This is a genomic window from Micromonospora sp. WMMC415, assembly GCF_009707425.1.
Taxonomy (GTDB): Bacteria; Actinomycetota; Actinomycetes; order Mycobacteriales; family Micromonosporaceae; genus Micromonospora.
The window spans coordinates 248573-266098 of record NZ_CP046104.1 but is presented as its reverse complement, the minus strand read 5'-3'; the positions used below and the strand labels follow the sequence as shown (position 1 = coordinate 266098).

Below are 17526 nucleotides of genomic sequence, written 5' to 3'. Positions count from 1 at the left end.
GGCCCGCAGGCTCGACCTCGACTTCATCATGAATGGCGGCGGCGGTACTAGGCGCCCGCAAAGGCTCCCGATCCGACTACGCTCCGTCACGACTTGCCGAGGGTCGGTTCTGGGCGTCGTAACCGGGGAAGCGTGCACACGGATGGGCTCCGGTGGTCCATCGTCGTGTCCGAGCTGGGGCGCCAAGCAGGTGTCCGGCGGAGGCTCGCCACGAGGGTGGGGACGCTGCGATCTGCGGGAGCGTGCCCATCCTGACCAACCATCGGCCACCAAGAGAATCAAGACCAGCTATCAGCCGGTCGCTCCTCGGCGTCGTCGGAGCAGGAGAGCCGCCGTCGGTACGTCGGTGCCGGTAGAGCCGTTATAGGAACGTAACCTACTACTCAGTGCGACATTCGTGCACCCGAATGCCAATAATGTCGGGGTCGAGGCCGAACTGCGATCTACACATCGTGACCATCTCTTGAAACCCCTTCGCGCTCGAGAGTCCTCGGGGCACACAGCTCAGATCCACGCTTGTACGGTCGGTATTCAGCGATGGCGGCGGGCCCCCGGCACGGGCTCCGGGCCGTCAACGAAACTGAGGCGTCTGTATGCGGACGTTGGCGGAGAAGCAAGTAGCCGTGTAGGTGGCACCGGACCATTGCCAGCATTTCGTGGTCGAAGCCCAGAAGTATCTGCCCCAACCTGCGGGCCTGGCAGCCCCGACTATTTCTGCCCGGCCGCATTTGCAACGCACTCAGCCTGTCCGTGCCGCGATCCTCCACGGCAGGCGGCCACGGACATCCCTGGAGAGAAGCATGCCCAAAGGATTCCTCGTAGGAGCCACCGTGCTAGCCCTGATCCTTTCGGGGTTGGCTCCGTCAGCCAGCTCCGAGACCGAACCACGGGCAGGAATGGCGGACCCTCCCCCCTCCGACCTTCCTCGGGCGGAGCTGCGAGGGCTCCTGGAGGACGTGCCGGGTGCGGCGGGCTACCGGTACGACACGAAAGACATCGCCGGACAAACAATGGACACGGTCAAGATCGTGCCCCGTCCGAGCGGTGGTTACCTGGCCTTCTACCACTCGTCGGTCGGTGGCTCTTTCCACGTCTCCGTCGCGACGTCCACCGACCTCGTCAACTGGACTTTCCGCAGGCAGTTCGGCGCCGGCTCCTCGCAACCAACGGTCGCGAGCGCGGGGAACGGGTTCGTGGTCGCCTGGGAGCAGGAGCCCTCGAACCATCTGGCGTTCCGCTACTTCCCCAGCGAGGAGGCACTCCTCACCGACGCGCCCGCACGGAGTTTCGACGCTCCTCTACGACTCTCGGCGTGTGCCGAAGGCACGCCGAACATCTACAGCGTCACTCTGGCGCCCGACATCGACCACTCAAGGATCGAAGTCGGTGGCCATTACTTCGCCAACTGCGCCGTCGACAGGCAGCAGAGGGGAGTGCTTACGAACTTTTCGACCTGGACCACCAGCCGGCAAGGGAACTACGACAACGCCCTCCTGCACTGGGGTGTCCGAGGAAACATCGGAGACAGAGACGTGCTCCGCTTCCGCGGGTTCCACTATGGTGTCGTCGAAGGGCAGTACGCCAAGGGCGACTTCCGGTCGTGGAGGACGTTCCTCTACGACTACCAAACCGGGAACGCCGACCGGACGTCGATCAGAACCCATGGCGGTAGCACAGCCTTCGCCAATCCGACGGCCACCGTTCTGAGGGCTCCGGGCGGCAGGCCGGCGGCGGTGTTCACGCTCTTCATCCCGAGCGAGGGTGCCGCGCCCCGCGAAGCGGGCTCGCTGATCTATTTCCACTACCTAAAATGACAACGCGGGATCGTGCTGGGGGCACCCGCGTGACTGTGTCGCGCAGCGGAAACACCATCAGAGTCGGTCAGCGGCAACGGGCCCTGGTCGCTCAGACCGGCCGGGTCCACTAATGTCGGGCCGGCGTGGAAGACCGGCGGGCATGACCGGAAGGAAGAGAACCAGGGCGGCCGTCACGATCACGAGCAGGTTCTGGTTGACGAATGGGACGAGCGACTGGGCGAGGTGGACACCGTCCCAGCGACTGAAGCTCACGACCCCGCGCACCGACGCGGCGAAGGTGAGCAGGAGAGCCACTGTTGCCGCGAGGCGCGCACGGTGCGTCCCCCGAATGCTCTTTTCCAGTAGTACGAGCATCGCAGGGACCAGCCAGTAGATGTGATGAGGCCAGGTGATCGGGCTGATGAGGCCGCCGATGAGACCAACCAGAGCGATTGCTGCGAGGGAGTTCCCTGACTGCTGGGCCCGGTACGCCCGAAACAGGCCGATTGCGAGAAGCGCCGCCACGGACACCAGCCAGATGCCCCGGTTGGCGGTCTCCGGTGCCGCGACACGGCTCATCAATCCCAGGATCGATTGATTGCCGGGATACTCTAGTCCGCCAACGCGAGCCGTGTCCCAAAATGCGGATGTCCAATACTCGCGGGACGTGCTCGGTGAAGCGAGGAATGCAAGTAGTGTGGCAATGGCTGTGGTGGCGGTGGCAACGGCGGCTGCTCGCCACTGTTTCGCGATGAGTAGGTACAGGATGAAGATACCTGGTATCAACTTGATCGCGGTTGCGATGCCGATGAAAGCGCCGGCTGCGCGCCAGCCGCGAGGAACGGCGTAGCAGATGTCGAAGAGCACCAGACAGACCAGGGGCATGTTGATCTGGCCGAGGGTCAGGGTTTCCCTCATCGGTTCGATGAGTAGCGTGAGCGGTGCTACAAGGCCCGTCAAGATCAATACGGAAGCCGCAGCACGTTCCTTGATGACGCCTGAGAGGTTCAGCAGGCAGTAGACGGCACCGTAGGCCGCAATTACCGACAGCACGGCGAAAGCGACGGCCACGCCCGTGAAGGGAACGAATGCCATTGGGCGCATCACGAAGGCCGCGAACGGGGTGTAGGTGAAGTACAGTCGGCCCTGCAAGCGGTCTGGCACGGAAAACTCGTACAGCCTGTTCCCGTTCGACCACCAGGTCATGGCGTCATGATAGATATGCAGGTCGAAAAAGTCGTGCCGGTTGCCGTACCATAGGTAGAACAAGATCACCGCCACGGCGGCCAACGAATCCAGCAACACCAGGCGAGCCAGAAGCCACCGCTTGTGAGATGTGGGCACTAGCGCGCTTCTCCGTTCGACGCCATTCGTCGATCACCGATGACGCTTCCGGTGGTCGATATCGCTGTGGTAACCAACCTGAGCCCAGGCGAGGTCACAGCATAGCGCACGTCTGCTCGAGCGACGTGCCGCGTGGCGGCCACGCTCATCGCCCGCGTCGGGGCCAAGCAGTGCGGGCGGCCAACGAGGTTCCGCTGACCGCCCACGATCACTCAACCTACTCGCAGGTGCCTACCCGGACGTGGTTCGAGTTCTTGTTCGCCACCCGGGTGCCATTCTTGTAAGCGCTGATCCGGGTGTAGAACTCGTAACACGCTTTCCCGTCCAGGCTCCCGGTGTACAGGTCCGGAGCACTCCACGTCAGGGAGCCCCGGTTGCTGCGACAGGCCTTCGTCTTGTCCGAGTATCCGCTCCCGTTCCGCTTCCCCATGATCACAATGCAGACGTTGGTGTAGTCGCCATTGTTCGTCATGCTGCCCGAGCCCTTGACGTATCGCCCATCGACGATGGTGTGGCCGATGTCGATCCTGGAGCCCGCAGCTTGTGCCGGAGAGGCGGCCAGGACGCCGCCGGCTGCAATTCCCGCTGCCCAGATAACTGCCACGACCTTCTTGAGGGGTTTCACGTGCCACTCTCCCATAACTGAAGGGGTGTCGAAGTTGGCGCTTCGGCACTTTCGCACCAGTGCCATATGAGCGCTCGCCGATGCTAACGCGTGCGACGGATCCTGTCTGCCCCGTGAATCTCAGGCGGGGCTACCCTCGAAGCCCGATACGGCGCGGGCTTCTGCGTTTGACCTGGGCATTGTCCCGTGCGCAGGAATTTGATTCCGTCCGGGACGGAGCGAAAGCCCCGGCAAAGCTCCGATGATCGCCTCACATCCACCAGAGTTCGGTCGGGGTACGGGCGAGTTGACGTGGCTGTGGGACAAGGAGAGCCGAGATCCCAAGGGCCTCAGGATCTGAGTGCGTGTTTGAGAAGGTCTGTTGTGGACGGCGTGGCGGCATGACATCCACCGCCAAGGCGGGCAGGGTGGCGCGGTGTCTGCTCGCCGTGGCTACCCCTCTGACCTGACGGGAGCCCAGTGGGCGCTGATCGAGCCGCTGTTGCCAGAGCCGAACACGGACGGCCGCCGGGAGAAGCACCCACGGCGGGAGACCGTCAACGCGATCTTGTACGTGGTGCGGTCCGGATGTCCGTGGCGCTACCTGCCCGCTGACTTGCCACCATGGCAGACGGTCTACTGGTACTCACCCGCTGGGAAGAAGCTGGGTGACGGAGAAACTGCTGGCCACGCTGCGGGTCCAAGGCGCGGGTGCAGCAGGGCCGGCAGCCGGAACCGACGGCGGGCATTATCGACTCGCAGACGGTGAAGGGCGCCGACACCGTCGGCCGGGGCAGTCGAGGCTATGACGCGGGCAAGAAGATCAATGGCCGCAAGCGGTTCGTCATCACCGACACCCTGGGTCTGCTGGTCACCGTGACGGTACTCGCTGCGAGCTGGCAGGACCGCGACGGTGCCAAGACCGCCCTGCTCAGCGCCTACATGACCACCCCAATTCGGCATGTCTTCGCCGACCAAGGCTTCACCGGCCGCTTGGTCGACTGGACCCGCGACACCCTGCGCACCACGCTCGAGATCGTCCGCAAACCCGCCGACCAGCGCGGCTTCGCGGTCCAACCCCGCCGCTGGGTCGTGGAACGCGTGCGCCGTGAGGCGCTGATTGATCGAGTGGAGGTGAGAGACCGCCACCGCCGCCCTGTCGCAGCAGGGTGGTGAAGCTGGGGGCAGCCTGATCCGGGAGGTGCCGGAGAGGGTGGCAAGCGGCCCCGACAACGCCGGGACGTGATCAGCACTGCCAGATGGCGCGGGTCCGGCAAGCGAGACGGAGAGGTATACGCGAGGAACCGGTGTCTGAAGCCTCCTAACGATCCCTACCAGCTCCAACCTGGCGGATATGGGCTGGGTGCGGTGCGTCCTGGTCCTCTTCTTTCGGGACCGGAACTTCCTGGACGTCTTTGTTCAGCGGTCAGGGAGGCCACGGTGAAGTGCTGCGGGGTAGCCGTGGCGATGCCGCGGGGGTATAGCCGGGTGCCTCCTTCGTCGAGCGATCAGTCAGTGAACACGGGAACTCTCCCGGCTCTGCCCGGCGGCGTCTCATCCGGAGACGACGCGTCGGGCTGGGTCCACCGTCGGCCGACCGGGTCGGGAGAGGGCGGAGCCGCCGTAGTACTCCGAGGCCGGGAGAGCCGGTCACATGGGGAAGGGCGGCAGCGAGATCGCATGGGAGGTGCTGCAATGCCCGAAGACACGGTGGTGGATACCACCGTCACGTGGCCGTCTCCGCAGGAGGCTGGGATACGGGTACGGGAGATGCAGACCAAGCTGCACCGTTGGGCGGCGGCCGACCTTGGTCGCCGGTTTGACGATGTCTACAACTTCGTCAGCGACCCGGCCACGCTGGTCGTGGCGTTGCAACGGGTCGCCGGGAATGCCGGAGCCCGCACTGCTGGCGTGGATGGCGTCACCGCTGTTCATGTGAGCATGGCCGGGCCTGAGGTGTTCCTGGACCATGTCCGTTCCCTGCTGAAGGCCGGCACGTTCCGGCCTCTGCCAGTACGGGAGAAGATGATCCCCAAGACGGGCGGGAAACTGCGCCGGCTGGGGATACCTACCATCACGGACCGTGTGGTCCAGGCGGCACTGAAGCTGGTCCTGGAGCCCATCTTCGAGGCGGACTTCCGGCCTTGCTCCTATGGGTTCCGGCCGAACCGGCGTGCGCACGACGCGATCGCCGAGATCCATCATCTGGCCACTGCCGGTTACCGGTGGGTGCTGGACGCGGACATCGAGGCGTGTTTCGACCGTATCAACCACCCGGCCCTGATGGACCGGGTGCGAGCACGGGTGAAGGACAAGCGGGTGCTCGCGTTGGTGAAGGCGTTCCTCAAAGCCGGGATCATGACCGAACTCGGCGAGCGGAACGAGACCACGTCCGGCACACCCCAAGGAGGGATCCTCTCACCACTGCTGGCCAACATTGCGTTGTCGGTGCTCGACGAGTTCTTCGCCGAGCAATGGGCGGCAGCGGGCACCGGCCAGCAGCGCAGGCAACGACGCGCCAAAGGACTGGCGACGTGGCAGTTGGTCCGCTACGCCGACGACTTCCTCGTCCTGGTCCACGGCAACCAGCAACACGTCGAGAACCTGCGAGACCAGGTGAGCACGGTCCTGGCGACGATGGGCCTGCGCCTATCGGAGTCCAAGACCAGGATCGCCCACCTTGCCGACGGGGTCGACTTCCTCGGCTTCCGCATCGTCTGGCAGCGGAAACGAGGAACGAGCAAGTGGCATGTCTACACGTTCATCGCCGACAAGCCGGTCCAGGCGCTGAAACGGAAGATCAAGTCACTGACCCGCCGGTTGTCGCACCTGAGCTACCGGGAAACGCTGGTGAGGATCAACTACATCCAGCGGGGATGGGCCAACTACTTCAAGCACGCGGTCGCCAAGCACACCTTCTCCCACCTGCAGAACTTCATCTGGTGGCGAGTGATCAACTGGGTGATGCGCCGCAACCGCATGACCTGGAGAGCCATCCAGCGATGGCTGCGCACCCCGCAAGGGTGGCGGCCGATCGCTTTCGACGGGGTCGAGTTGTTCAAAATGGCGAAGGTCCCCGTGACCCGCTACCGCTATCGCGGCAGCAAGATCCCGAACCCCTGGCAGTCCACACCGACAAGCCCTACCCCAACGGCATGACCTCGTGGAGAGCCCGGTGCGGTGAGAGTCGCACGCCGGGTTCGGCGGGCGGGTCCGGGAAACGGACCTGGAGCAATCCAGGCACCGCGCCCGGGCCCGACCCAACACCCTGGCCTGGCTCACCCTCTCCCGCCGGCTGGCCCGCGACTACGAACGCCACCCCGCCGTCTCCGAAGCCCTCGTCCGCTGGGCCGCCATCGCCGGCATGGCACGCCGCATCACCCGCGGCCAACCCACACGCCGTCAACCCCGCCGCACCTTCACCTGGACCTGATCAACCCCATCTCAAACACGCACTGAGCTTGTTCTTTAACCTCGGCGCCCGTGTGGGGCGCTGATCCTGTGTGGACTCGGCGTGTCATGGAGACGTAAACCGGCCACCACCTGATGATCCTTCACGTTCCCTGCAAGGACACGAAGAACAGAACAGGTGGTGGCCGTGGCCACGATTCTGGACTACCTGGGTGGCCTCGTGTTGCCCGACACGCCCACGCCCGACACGTCGGCGGACGGGTCGGCCGAGGATCCAGCAGCGAGGTTGGCCGGGTTTCGTCGGGACTTCTACCGGTGTCTGCCACGTCGGGCGGACGCGTTGTTCGAGCTCACCGACGCGCTGCTGTGCTCGGGAGGGCCGGTGACCAGCCTGGTCGACCTGTCGTTGGCCGCCGAGCACCGCCGTGGTCACGGCGCCCTGTACGACGCTTTGGGCGCCGGCGGGATCGATGTCGCCCGGCTGCGGGTGACCCTCGCAGGGTTGGCGCTGCCCCGCGCCACGGACGGGCGGATCATGCTCGCCGTTGACGTCAGCAACTGGCTGCGCCCGGACGCGGCCACCAGCCCGGATCGGTTGTTCTGCCACACCTACGGCCGCGGCAAAGGCTCCGCCCAGATGATCCCCGGCTGGCCGTACTCGTTCGTCGCCGCCTTGGAACCAGGCCGCACGTCGTGGACACAGGTACTCGACGCGGTGCGGCTGGGCCCGGCCGACGACGCCACCGCGGTCACCGCCGACCAGCTCCGGCAGCTGATCGACCGGCTGATCCGTGCCGGGCACTGGCGCCCCGGCGACCCCGACATCCTGATCGTCTGTGACACCGGCTACGACACCGCCCGGCTGGCCTGGGTGCTGTCCGACCTGCCCGTGCTCCTGGTCGGCCGGATCCGCTCGGACCGGGTCCTCCGGTTTCCCAAGCCGAGCAGGCAGCCGGGTGCCATCGGCCGTCCCCGCAAACACGGCGCCGAGTTCGCCTGCAACGACCCGGCCACCTGGCCCGCGCCGCAACACACCACCCTCACCCCGACCAGCCGCTACGGCACCGCGCAAGCCGACAGCTGGGACCAGCTGCACCCCAGGCTGACCCGCCGCACCTGCTGGATCGACCACGACGGTGACCTGCCGATCATCACCGGCACCCTGATCCGGCTACAGGTCGAGCACCTGCCCGGCGAGCGTGACCCCAAACCGGTGTGGCTGTGGTGCTCCGCCACCAACGCCACCACCGCCGATGTCGACCACTGGTGGCAGGCCTTCCTCCGCAGATTCGACCTCGAGCACACGTTTCGACTGTTCAAACAGACCCTGGGATGGACTCGGCCGAAGATCCGCACCACCGAAGCCGCTGACCGGTGGACCTGGCTGATCATCGCCGCCTACACTCAGCTACGCCTCGCGCGACCCCTCGTCGCGGACCTGCGTCGACCGTGGGAGCGGCCAACGGCACCTGACCGGCTCACTCCCGCCCGGGTCCGTCGGGGGTTTCGGAACTTGCGCCCGAAGACCACCCTGCCCGCAAGTGCGCCGAAACCCAGCAGACCAGGTCCTGGACGCCCGTACGGATCACGAAACCGTAGACCAGCACCCCGCCACGACGTCGGTAAAACCGTCAAGCGTGACCTGAGCATCACCGCACGTAAACAGCGCACAGGTTAAAGATCAAGCTGAGAGCGTGCATGTAGGTGCCCAGGAGGGCGGTCTTGGCGCCGTCGCGGTCCTGCCACGACGCGGCGAGCACGGTCACGGTGACCAGCAGGTTCAGGGGTGTCGGTGATGATGAACCGCTTCCGACCATTGATCTTCTTGCCCGCGTCGTAGCCCCGGCTGTCCCGGCCGACGGTGTCGGCGCCCTTCACCGTCTGGGAGTCGATGATCCCAGCCGACGGCTGCGGGGCGCGGCCCTGCTGCACCCGAGCCGTGACCCACAGCGTGGCCAGGAGCTTCTCCGTCACACCGGCTTCTTCCCACCTGGTGAAGTACCAGTACACCGTCTGCCACGGTGGCAGGTCAGCGGGCAGGTACCGCCACGGACACCCCGACCCCACCACATACAGGATCGCGTTGACGATCTTCCGCCGTGGGTGCTTCTCCCGCCGGCCCGTCCGTGTTCGGCTCGGGCAACAGCGGCTCGATCAGCGCCCACTGGATTCCAGCAACTACCCCTGCACGACGTCGAAAGGGCCATCGACACCATCCTCGACGCGCATCTGGCCGTCAATGCCGCCGGCTACGTCGCGATCGACCTCTACGACGGCTGCTTCCTCTACGACTTCCTCGCCCGCCGACTCCGCCTGATCGACCTCGACGAGTACCGTCCCGGGCCGTTCACTCTCGACACCGACCGCATCCCCGGATCCCGCCGGTACATGGCCCCCGAGGAATTCGTCCGTGGTGCCGTCATCGACCAGCGCACCACCGTCTACACCCTCGGCCGCACCATCCACCACCTCCTCGACTCCCCACACGGCTGGCGCGGCTCCCACCACCAACAACAGGTGGCCGTACGCGCCACCACCACGACACCCGCCGACCGACACCTCGACGTGGCAGCACTCGTCGCCGCCCCGCCGACGTACTCGGCGAGCCTCGCCTTCGGCGGGGGTGAGGCCGAGGGCTGACACCGCGTCGGTCACCGCCGTCGGCGCCGGCCGACGGGTCCCGGGCTGAGCGAGCACACATCATGATCTTCGATGATGTGCGCGGTGTGTGCTCTCCAGCGGATGCCAACCCGGGTGAACCGGTGCCAACGCGGGTCACCGCGGCCTACCGCCGGTCGCAAACCGGGGTTCGTGTGCTCCGCCTGTAGTCATGGGCTGGGACAACGGCGGTTCGGGGAACGTGGGTGAACGTGGGGCACTCCCTGCCACCCCAGGTGAACCCCAGGTCGCTAGACTGGGCGCTCGCGCCCTCGTAGCTCAGGGGATAGAGCATCGGTTTCCTAAACCGTGTGTCGCAGGTTCGAATCCTGCCGGGGGCACCAGGTCAGAGCCTTGATCGCGCCAGGCCCCTCGGGCAGCGTCGCCAGATGCTCGCGGAGCAGTTGGACGACGATCGCCAGCGCTTCCCCGATTCGCAGCCCGCCGTCGCCCTGGTAATGCGCTTCCAGATCAATCTGACGCTGCACGTTGCAGAGGGCCGGCGCAGAACATCAGCGCCAAGCTCACTCCCAGGAGCGCCAGCACGGGTAGTGGGCTGAAGCCGCTGCCGATTGCCATCACTGTCCCAAGTGCCAGTGCCTAGAGGATCAACCCCATTGATCCGCCAAGCATCAGTTGCCGCGCCGACTGTGGGTCTGGTCTCCCACGCCAATCACGATGCTTGATCCGCCAAGAGGTCAAGCCGAGCACCACCAGCAGGATCGGAATCACTACGCCGGCCCAACCGATCGCCGGCCACAGGAGCAGGCCGAGGAACCCGGACAGGGAGAACAGCGACAGGAACAAGAGAACGGGGGCGAGGGTCGCCACGTGGGACGAGAACCGAGGCTGATGGGGCTTCACGTCGTTGTGCACCCTGCTACGCATCTCCTGGTGCCAGCCCTGACGGTCATCATTGTCCGAGTGTCCGGCGTGCCGGTACCTTCCTCAACTCAGACGGCCGCCGCACAGCCATGCGTACAACGGGGTGCCAGGATCGCTACATGTCGCTGTGGGAGATCATCTGGCGCATCGGGCAACCGCTGCTGGTCGTCTGCTGCGCCGCAACCGCCGTATCCATCGCGGTCTCCGACCCGCCCGACAAATTCTCCCGGCCACGCGGCTGGCAGTGGGCGTGGTTGGGGGTATGGCTGCTGATGGCTGGTGAGGCGGCGTTCGGCGACGACCGACCGTGGTTCGAGCGTGCCTGGAAGGGCACCGCCGCGCTGCTCGTTGCCGTGGCCGCTGCAGTCGCGGCGTGGCGCCACTACCGGTGGCGGAGGAATTCCCGGCTTGCGGGTGGCTCCCCTCGGCCCATCACCCGGCCGCCTCGGTCGGACTCGTAGTTCACAAGTGATCTGGTGGGCCGGCTAGCCGGCCGGGCCGCGCGGCCACAGGTCCGCGCGATGTAGCGGAGCGCACGCCGGCCGCCTCGGCGAGCTGGCGTTGCGGTCGCCCGACCCACCAGCGTCCGAACCTACGTCAGGTTCGATTGACATGGCGGCCGGGCGGCGGCCCGCTCCCACGAGGAGAGCCGATGGCAGACGGGGTGGCAGGGGCGAGCGAGGTGCCCATCGGGCAATCACAATTCCCGCCACTCTGGCCACCGAGGCCAGGTGTCTGAGGTCAGGGCATCGAGCATGACGTGTTCCACCTGGTCCGGGGTTAGCTGGGGATGCTTCTGCGGGAGGCTGCTTCCCCGGCGGGCCGCGTACCACATCCGGTCACCGTCGCTCATCATGATGTCAGTCGGGGCACGTCCCTCGGCGACCACGCAGATCGATCCCCAAGGCCGATGGATGATCACCGTTTGGTTTCGCTCGTCATGGAGTTCGCGCAGCCACCGTACGACCGTATCCCGCTCGCCGAGGCCCACGGTGTCGCCGGTCACCACCTTCCGGAACAACCCTCGCCGCCTGGTCGTCAGACGCTCGACGACATCCATCGGTGCCGCATTCTCCTCGCCCATGTGCGCCCCTCACCTTCGCTTGCTGCAAAGCTAGGCCCTGAGCCCCTGGTCAAAGTGGTCGAGGGTAGTGGGCGGTCTACTCCCCATCCTCGTCGAGGCCGAACACATCGATCCGGACGGTTCGGGATGAGCGGTCGTCGAGCCACTGTGCGGTCAAGGCTTCGCCGCGATAGTGGAACCTGTTGTCGGCCCAGTCGGGCAGCTCGTCGTCGAGGTCGTCAACGTCGACGATGAAGTCGTCGAACACGCCGGCCTGCATCAGCACGAAACCGTGGACCTGCTCTTTCGCTTCGGACCAGGTCCGCCACCACAGACGCCCGCCTGGCTGCCACCAACACGTCTCCACGCGCAGGTACAGCGTCGCGACCGGCTCACCGTTGCGAACCAGACGCGCCGCACGCTCCCGGAAGGGATCGAGCCGCGGGTCACGCCGCGTCGGCCCGTTGGTCCGGCGATGCCATGACACGCGACCATGGTGCGTCACGGCAAAGCGTGTGCGAAATGATCAAGTGCAGACCAGTTCCCGCCGGGGTGAGCACCTCCACGGCGACCAGCCGGTGCGTCGGTAGGGTGATGGGATCCGCTACAGCTCCTCGGTCATGTGTTCCCGCTCCGGGTGAAACGTTCGATCGCCCAGCGGGTGCCCGGGCACGGAGATGCAGTTCTGTCCGGGGTGGCTGCCGCAGACCGGACAATCAAGCATCTCCGCCGCTTCCAGGCAAGGCTGCCCGCGACCGCGTCTCACCGCGCACACTGTCCGGCTGATGTCTTGTGCCGCCTGGTGCAGTTCCTCGTCACCATGCCGCACGGCACCTTCACGGACCCGTCTGATGGCGTCCCGGAAGATCGCCAACAGCTCCGCGTTCTCCTCGGCCACAGTCTCGAGACTAGATGCCCGGAGTCTCGCCCTTGGCCGATTCGCCAGCCATCCGTACAGCCGGAGCCGCTCGCGGAGGCCGTCCCGTCGGCGTGGGAGCCGAGAGTCAACGACGGTCAGCGTTGAGAGGCCGCCAGCGACCAGCCGGAGATCAGCCTCAGGTCGCCGGACCCGCGCAGCAGCGGATCGTCGATCACCGTTGGTCAGCCGGACAGGCGCTGCGCCCAGTACACCTGCCCGTCGGGCCCCAGGTAGGCCAGGGCCAGCAGGAGGTCCGACATCGCCACCGGAGCAGTGGCCACAAGCGTCTCCTGGTCCGGCGCCTCCAGATGCGGGAACCGCGCGACGAACGTCAGGGGCGACGCGGCCTCGTCGAACACGCCCACCCGGTTGCCGCTGCCACGCCATGTGCCGTCTCCGACCGGGACATCGCCAGCCCCGCGTAGCCAGGGGTAGCGCTCCGGGATCCGGTTCTCGGCGCCGTGGCTGCCGATGCTGAGCGCCTGCGGCCGAGGCGCGGACAGGCCGAACACCCCGGGGCGGCGGTCGTTCCGCTTGTCGATGAGGAAGATCGCGAACCAGCCGCCGTCGAGCGGCTTCGGCGGCGCCTGCCAGGAGACCCGTCCGAGCACCAGCTGGTCCCCGTCGTTGGCCGCCGGTGCGTGGACCTGTGCGCCGAGCGCCGCTTGGGCCTCCTGGTACGTGACGAACGTCAGTGACGATCGCAGGGCCAGTGCTTCCGGGCCGTACGGTGGGCGGTTGTGCCACCAGCGCCATCCGGCGAGCGCCGCGACGACCGCCACGACCGCCACGACCGCCACGACCGGCCGGCTCCTTCGCCACCTCATGTGGGACAGTGAAGCACCCGGCTGCTCGCCGGCCGGGCGGTCAGCGTGAGGTGGCTGACCGCGGGACCCCCTTGACCTCAACTGTGGTTGAGGTTGTCGGATCGGATCATGCACGCGATCCGGCTCCACGAATTCGGTCCCGCCGGGAACCTCGTCCTGGACGAGCTGCCTGACCTCACACCCGGCCCGGGCGAGGTGCGCATCGCCGTCGAGGCGAGCGGCGTACACCTGCTCGACACCGCGCTGCGGCGCGGCGAGGCCGGCGGCCCGCTTCCGCTGCCCGAGCTGCCCACCGTCCCGGGCCGTGAGGTCGCCGGGATCGTCGACGCCCTCGGGCCCGGCGTCGACGACGACTGGTCGGGCCGGCGGGTCGTGGCCCACCTCGGCATGGTCCCCGGCGGGTACGCCGAGCAGGCGGTGACCGCTGTGGGGGCGCTGTTCCCCGTACCCGAGGGGCTGAGCTTCGCCGAGGCGGTGGCCGCGGTCGGCACGGGCCGCACCGCCCTCGGCATCGTCGAGCTGGAACGGCCGGCGGCGGGCGACGTGGTCCTCGTTCCGTCGGCCGCCGGCGGTGTCGGGTGGCTGCTGGCGCAGGCCGCGCGGCACGCCGGGGCGACGGTGGTGGCGGCCGCGCGGGGCGCGGAGCGTACGGCGGCGCTGGACGGCCTCGGCGCGCACCTCGTGGTGGACTACGGGCGCCCGGACTGGGCGGACCGGGTACGCGAGCGGTTCGGCGGCGTGACCCTGGTGTACGACGGGGTCGGCGGCCCGGTCGGTCGGAGCGCCCTCGAACTGCTGGACCCGGGCGGCCGGTTCATGATGTTCGGCTGGTCGGCCGGTAAGGCGACGCGGGTGGAGACCGCCGACCTGATCGGGCGCGGCCTCACCGTCGGGTGGCTCGGGCAGCGGATGCGCGCCCTGCCGGGCGGTATCCCGGGCCTCGCCGCCCGATCGCTGGAGCTGGCCGGTCGTGGCTGGTGGCGGCCGCTGGTCACGACGTACCCCCTGGCCGACGCGGCCCGGGCGCACGCCGACCTGGAGGGACGCCGCGCGCTCGGCAAGGTGGTCCTGACCGGGTCGCGGTAGGACGATGGTGTTGTTAAGAGGGGCCCCTTGTACAACGCGAGGCGTTAACAAGGGGCCCTTCCTTACGCCCGCTACGGCGCGCGTAGGTTGCCGGGGGGCAAGGATGTAACGAATTTGCTTCGAAAGGCGCTGCGCGCGCTCGCCGCGCGGAGTCCCGTGCGGCGGGAATAGGCTCCGACGTAACGACGGCGCGGCACATATTGCCGGAGACCGTCACAGGTGCGGAGGTCGGACGCGATCGAGGGGGCGCGTCCGACGTCGGTACGCACGCTGCGGAGGGGTCGGCGCACGCGCTGGTCCAGCTCTTGGACACAGGGACGCGGCGGGCGGCCGACGGGACCATCGCCGGCCGCCCGCCGCGCGTCCAGTTCGGACCGCCGCGGCTCAGCCCGACGTGAGCTGCGCGGCCCGGCTGATCACGTGGTCGATGAGGCCGTACTCGCGGGCCTGGTCGGCGGTGAACCACCGGTCCCGGTCCCAGTCCTGCTGGATCTCGTCCACGCTGTGCCCGCTGTGCCGGGCGATCAGCTCCTGCATGGTCCGCTTCACGTGCAGCATGTTCTGCGCCTGGATGGTGATGTCGGCCGCGGTGCCGCCCATGCCACCGGATGGCTGGTGCATCATGATCCGCGCGTGCGGCAGCGCGTACCGCTTGCCCGCCGTCCCCGCGCAGAGCAGGAACTGGCCCATCGAGCCGGCCATGCCCAGCGCCAGCGTGGCCACATCGTTGCGGACGAACCGCATCGTGTCGTACACCGCCATTCCCGCGCTCACCGAGCCGCCCGGCGAGTTGATGTAGAGGTTGATGTCCCGGTCCGGGTCCTCGGCGGCCAACAGCAGGATCTGCGCGCAGATGCGGTTGGCCGACTCGTCGGTCACCTCGGTGCCGAGGAAGACGATCCGTTCCTTCAGCAGCCGCTCGAACACCTGGTCGCCGAAACCCCGCTGCCCGTCGTCCAACATCCTGATCATCACGTGCGACCTCCACCGTGCCGGCGGGCGACCGCACCGCCCGGGGGACCGGCGCTTCCAGCCTGCGCGGGCCGGTGGTCGGGCTCCGAGCGTTTCTGCCGGCGGCAGATCGGCTCAGGGCAGAAGCGGCCGGTCGTTGCCCGGCCGCGCCCGGACGTCGGCGCCGGCGTTATCGCGCGGAGAGCCGGCGCCGGCCCGTGCGGGCCCGCCGTCGCGCCAGGATCCTGGCGGTACGCGCACCGGGGCGACCGGCCGGCGCGGAGGGGATCAACCGGACCCGCAGCCCGGACGCGGTGAGCGGGGTGCCGGCCCAGCCCGCCGGACCGCCGGTGCGGTCGGATCCGATCGTTCCCGGGGTGCCGGCGACGTGGAGCAGCCGCTCGGGCGCCCTCGCCGGGAGGGGGAGGCTCACGCCACCGGCCGTCACCGGACGGGCCGCGTACGCCGTCGGGCCGTCGGCGTGGAAACCGATCCGCACGCGCGGGCCGGCGGACTCGGCCCGCGAGAGCGGCACCCGGTCGAAGCGGGCCGGCGCGGACCCCACCGGCTCGTGCCGTTCCACGCGACGCAGATCGTCGCGGGCCTCCTCCAGCAGGTCGGACAGGCGGATGCCCAGCGCCCGGCAGATCGCCGCGAGCACCTCGGACGACGCCTCCTTGCGCCCGCGCTCGATCTCCGACAGGTACGGCATCGAGACCCCGGCGGCCTGGGCCACGTCGCGCAGCGTGCGGCCCTGCCGCTGGCGCAGCCGGCGCAGCACGCCGCCGATCACTCGTCGCAGCAAGGACATGCTCCGCCTCGCTCTCGCGGTCGTCGTCCGGGGACACTCCCATCATGCCCGGCCGGCCGCCGTCACGGCGTCCCACCGCCCCGGCGTGCGGATCACCGCTCACCCGATATGTTGTGGGCGTGCAGGCGACAGCGGAGTCCGGGCAGGGCGAACGGTGATCCATTTTCCCGCGCAACGGCGCGATCCGCTGAGCGCGCTGAGCCTGCGGCTGGCCGGTGCCCTGGGGCTCATCCTCACCACCGTCGCGGTTGTCTGGTTCGACCGGGACGGGTACCGGGACGTCAACGAGGACGGTCTGACCCTCCTCGACTGCTTCTACTACGTGGTGGTCTCCCTCTCCACCACCGGGTACGGCGACATCACCCCGGTCAGCCCGTCCGCCCGGCTGGTCAACGTCCTCTACATCACCCCCGCCCGGGTGATCTTCCTGATCATCCTGGTCGGCACCACCCTGGAAGTCCTGACCGAGCAGTACCGGACCGGCCGTCGCCTGTCGCGGTGGAGGAGAACCGTGAAGGACCACGTCATCATCTGCGGCTACGGCACCAAGGGCCGCAGCGCGGTCTCCGCGCTGCTGGAGAACGGGTTCGACAAGTCCCGGATCGTCGTGGTCGAGCGCAGCGGTGGCGCGCTCCGGCAGGCCACGGCGGCCGGCCTGGTGGCGATCGAGGGGTCGGCGACCCGCTCGGCGACCCTGAACGAGGCGCACGTCCGTACGGCCAAGGCGGTGATCATCGCGACCGACAGCGACGACGCGTCGGTCCTGGTGGCGCTGACCGTCCGGCAGTTGACCGCCGGCCAGGTACGGATCATCGCGGCCGCCCGGGAGGCGGAGAACGCCCCGCTGCTGAAGCAGAGCGGCGCGCACCACGTGATCGTGTCGTCGGCGACCGCCGGGCGCCTGCTGGGCCTGTCCACGTCGGCGCCGCCGCTGATCGACGTCGTGGAGGACCTGCTCACGCCGGGCCAGGGCATGGCGCTCGCGATGCGGTCGGCCGAACGGCACGAGGTCGGCAAGTCTCCGCGCGAGCTGGACACCCTGGTCATCGCCCTGGTCCGGCGGGGCAAGGTGGTCACCCTGGCCGATCGGGCGGGCGCGGTGATCGAGACCGGTGACATGCTGGTGCACGTCCGCGACGACCGCCCGACGTCGGCCACGCCGGTCCCGTGA

At 68.0% G+C, this 17526-nt stretch carries 17 protein-coding genes, 1 tRNA gene and 1 pseudogene; 9 read left to right on the top strand and 10 right to left on the bottom strand.

Annotated elements, in window-relative coordinates; genetic code table 11:
• Positions 1-830 precede the first annotated feature (830 nt).
• Positions 831-1814, top strand: coding sequence for a hypothetical protein (locus GKC29_RS01305; RefSeq protein ID WP_230688874.1), 984 nt, complete (start codon positions 831-833; stop codon positions 1812-1814).
• A gap of 57 nt (positions 1815-1871) precedes the next feature.
• On the opposite strand, the gene GKC29_RS01300 is transcribed toward GKC29_RS01305, so the two are convergent.
• Both GKC29_RS01300 and GKC29_RS01295 read right to left on the bottom strand, forming a co-directional pair.
• Positions 1872-3101: a glycosyltransferase 87 family protein gene (locus GKC29_RS01300; RefSeq protein ID WP_155329074.1), complete on the bottom strand. Its 1230-nt coding sequence runs from the start codon at positions 3099-3101 to the stop codon at positions 1872-1874.
• A gap of 256 nt (positions 3102-3357) precedes the next feature.
• A complete protein-coding gene (locus tag GKC29_RS01295; protein WP_155329073.1) occupies positions 3358-3765 on the bottom strand; it encodes a hypothetical protein in 408 nt (135 codons plus the stop codon).
• 415 nt (positions 3766-4180) lie between these two features.
• Between GKC29_RS01295 and GKC29_RS30425 the strand changes: the two genes are divergently transcribed.
• The 4 genes from GKC29_RS30425 (at position 4181) to GKC29_RS01275 (ending at position 8833) form a co-directional block, all read left to right on the top strand.
• Positions 4181-4513 carry a transposase gene (locus GKC29_RS30425; RefSeq protein WP_196255781.1) on the top strand — a complete coding sequence of 111 codons (333 nt, stop codon included), beginning with the start codon at positions 4181-4183 and terminating at the stop codon, positions 4511-4513.
• Positions 4456-4920 (top strand): transposase, encoded by a 465-nt coding sequence (locus GKC29_RS01285; RefSeq protein ID WP_155329072.1) that lies wholly within the window; start codon positions 4456-4458, stop codon positions 4918-4920. Before GKC29_RS30425 ends, GKC29_RS01285 begins: the two co-directional genes overlap by 58 nt.
• Before the next feature lie 519 nt (positions 4921-5439).
• Positions 5440-6903, top strand: a complete 1464-nt coding sequence (ltrA, locus tag GKC29_RS01280; RefSeq protein ID WP_230688873.1) for a group II intron reverse transcriptase/maturase — start codon at positions 5440-5442, stop codon at positions 6901-6903.
• Between the two features lie 538 nt (positions 6904-7441).
• A complete protein-coding gene (locus tag GKC29_RS01275) occupies positions 7442-8833 on the top strand; it encodes an NF041680 family putative transposase (RefSeq protein ID WP_155333921.1) in 1392 nt (463 codons plus the stop codon).
• 107 nt (positions 8834-8940) lie between these two features.
• On the opposite strand, the pseudogene GKC29_RS01270 reads toward GKC29_RS01275, so the two are convergent.
• Positions 8941-9325: pseudogene (locus GKC29_RS01270) on the bottom strand (IS5 family transposase); the annotation flags it as partial.
• Positions 9326-10081: 756 nt separating this feature from the next.
• Here GKC29_RS01270 and GKC29_RS01260 point away from each other — a divergent pair.
• Positions 10082-10157, top strand: a tRNA-Arg gene (locus tag GKC29_RS01260).
• 256 nt (positions 10158-10413) lie between these two features.
• Here the strand turns inward: GKC29_RS01260 and GKC29_RS01255 are convergent.
• Positions 10414-10644 carry a hypothetical protein gene (locus GKC29_RS01255; protein WP_155329070.1) on the bottom strand — a complete coding sequence of 77 codons (231 nt, stop codon included), beginning with the start codon at positions 10642-10644 and terminating at the stop codon, positions 10414-10416.
• A 173-nt stretch (positions 10645-10817) separates the two neighbouring features.
• Here GKC29_RS01255 and GKC29_RS01250 point away from each other — a divergent pair, with 173 nt between their 5' ends.
• Positions 10818-11159, top strand: a complete 342-nt coding sequence (locus GKC29_RS01250) for a hypothetical protein (protein WP_155329069.1) — start codon at positions 10818-10820, stop codon at positions 11157-11159.
• Between the two features lie 236 nt (positions 11160-11395).
• On the opposite strand, the gene GKC29_RS01245 is transcribed toward GKC29_RS01250, so the two are convergent.
• The 4 genes from GKC29_RS01245 to GKC29_RS01230 form a co-directional block, all read right to left on the bottom strand.
• Positions 11396-11782 carry a hypothetical protein gene (locus tag GKC29_RS01245; RefSeq protein WP_155329068.1) on the bottom strand — a complete coding sequence of 129 codons (387 nt, stop codon included), beginning with the start codon at positions 11780-11782 and terminating at the stop codon, positions 11396-11398.
• A gap of 76 nt (positions 11783-11858) precedes the next feature.
• Complete coding sequence (locus tag GKC29_RS01240) at positions 11859-12248, bottom strand: hypothetical protein (protein WP_155329067.1); 390 nt, start codon at positions 12246-12248, stop codon at positions 11859-11861.
• A 117-nt stretch (positions 12249-12365) separates the two neighbouring features.
• A complete protein-coding gene (locus tag GKC29_RS01235) occupies positions 12366-12659 on the bottom strand; it encodes a hypothetical protein (RefSeq protein ID WP_155329066.1) in 294 nt (97 codons plus the stop codon).
• 203 nt (positions 12660-12862) lie between these two features.
• Positions 12863-13480, bottom strand: coding sequence for a hypothetical protein (locus tag GKC29_RS01230; RefSeq protein ID WP_230688871.1), 618 nt, complete (start codon positions 13478-13480; stop codon positions 12863-12865).
• A gap of 135 nt (positions 13481-13615) precedes the next feature.
• Here GKC29_RS01230 and GKC29_RS01225 point away from each other — a divergent pair, with 135 nt between their 5' ends.
• A complete protein-coding gene (locus GKC29_RS01225) occupies positions 13616-14593 on the top strand; it encodes a zinc-binding dehydrogenase (RefSeq protein ID WP_155329064.1) in 978 nt (325 codons plus the stop codon).
• Positions 14594-14977: 384 nt separating this feature from the next.
• Here GKC29_RS01225 and GKC29_RS01220 read toward each other — a convergent pair whose 3' ends face one another.
• Complete coding sequence (locus GKC29_RS01220) at positions 14978-15565, bottom strand: ClpP family protease (protein WP_155329063.1); 588 nt, start codon at positions 15563-15565, stop codon at positions 14978-14980.
• 169 nt (positions 15566-15734) lie between these two features.
• Positions 15735-16355 (bottom strand): helix-turn-helix domain-containing protein, encoded by a 621-nt coding sequence (locus GKC29_RS01215; RefSeq protein WP_155329062.1) that lies wholly within the window; start codon positions 16353-16355, stop codon positions 15735-15737.
• Positions 16356-16509: 154 nt separating this feature from the next.
• On the opposite strand from GKC29_RS01215, the gene GKC29_RS01210 reads away from it, so the two are divergent.
• On the top strand, positions 16510-17526 hold the full coding sequence (locus tag GKC29_RS01210) for a TrkA family potassium uptake protein (protein WP_155329061.1): 1017 nt from the start codon (positions 16510-16512) through the stop codon (positions 17524-17526).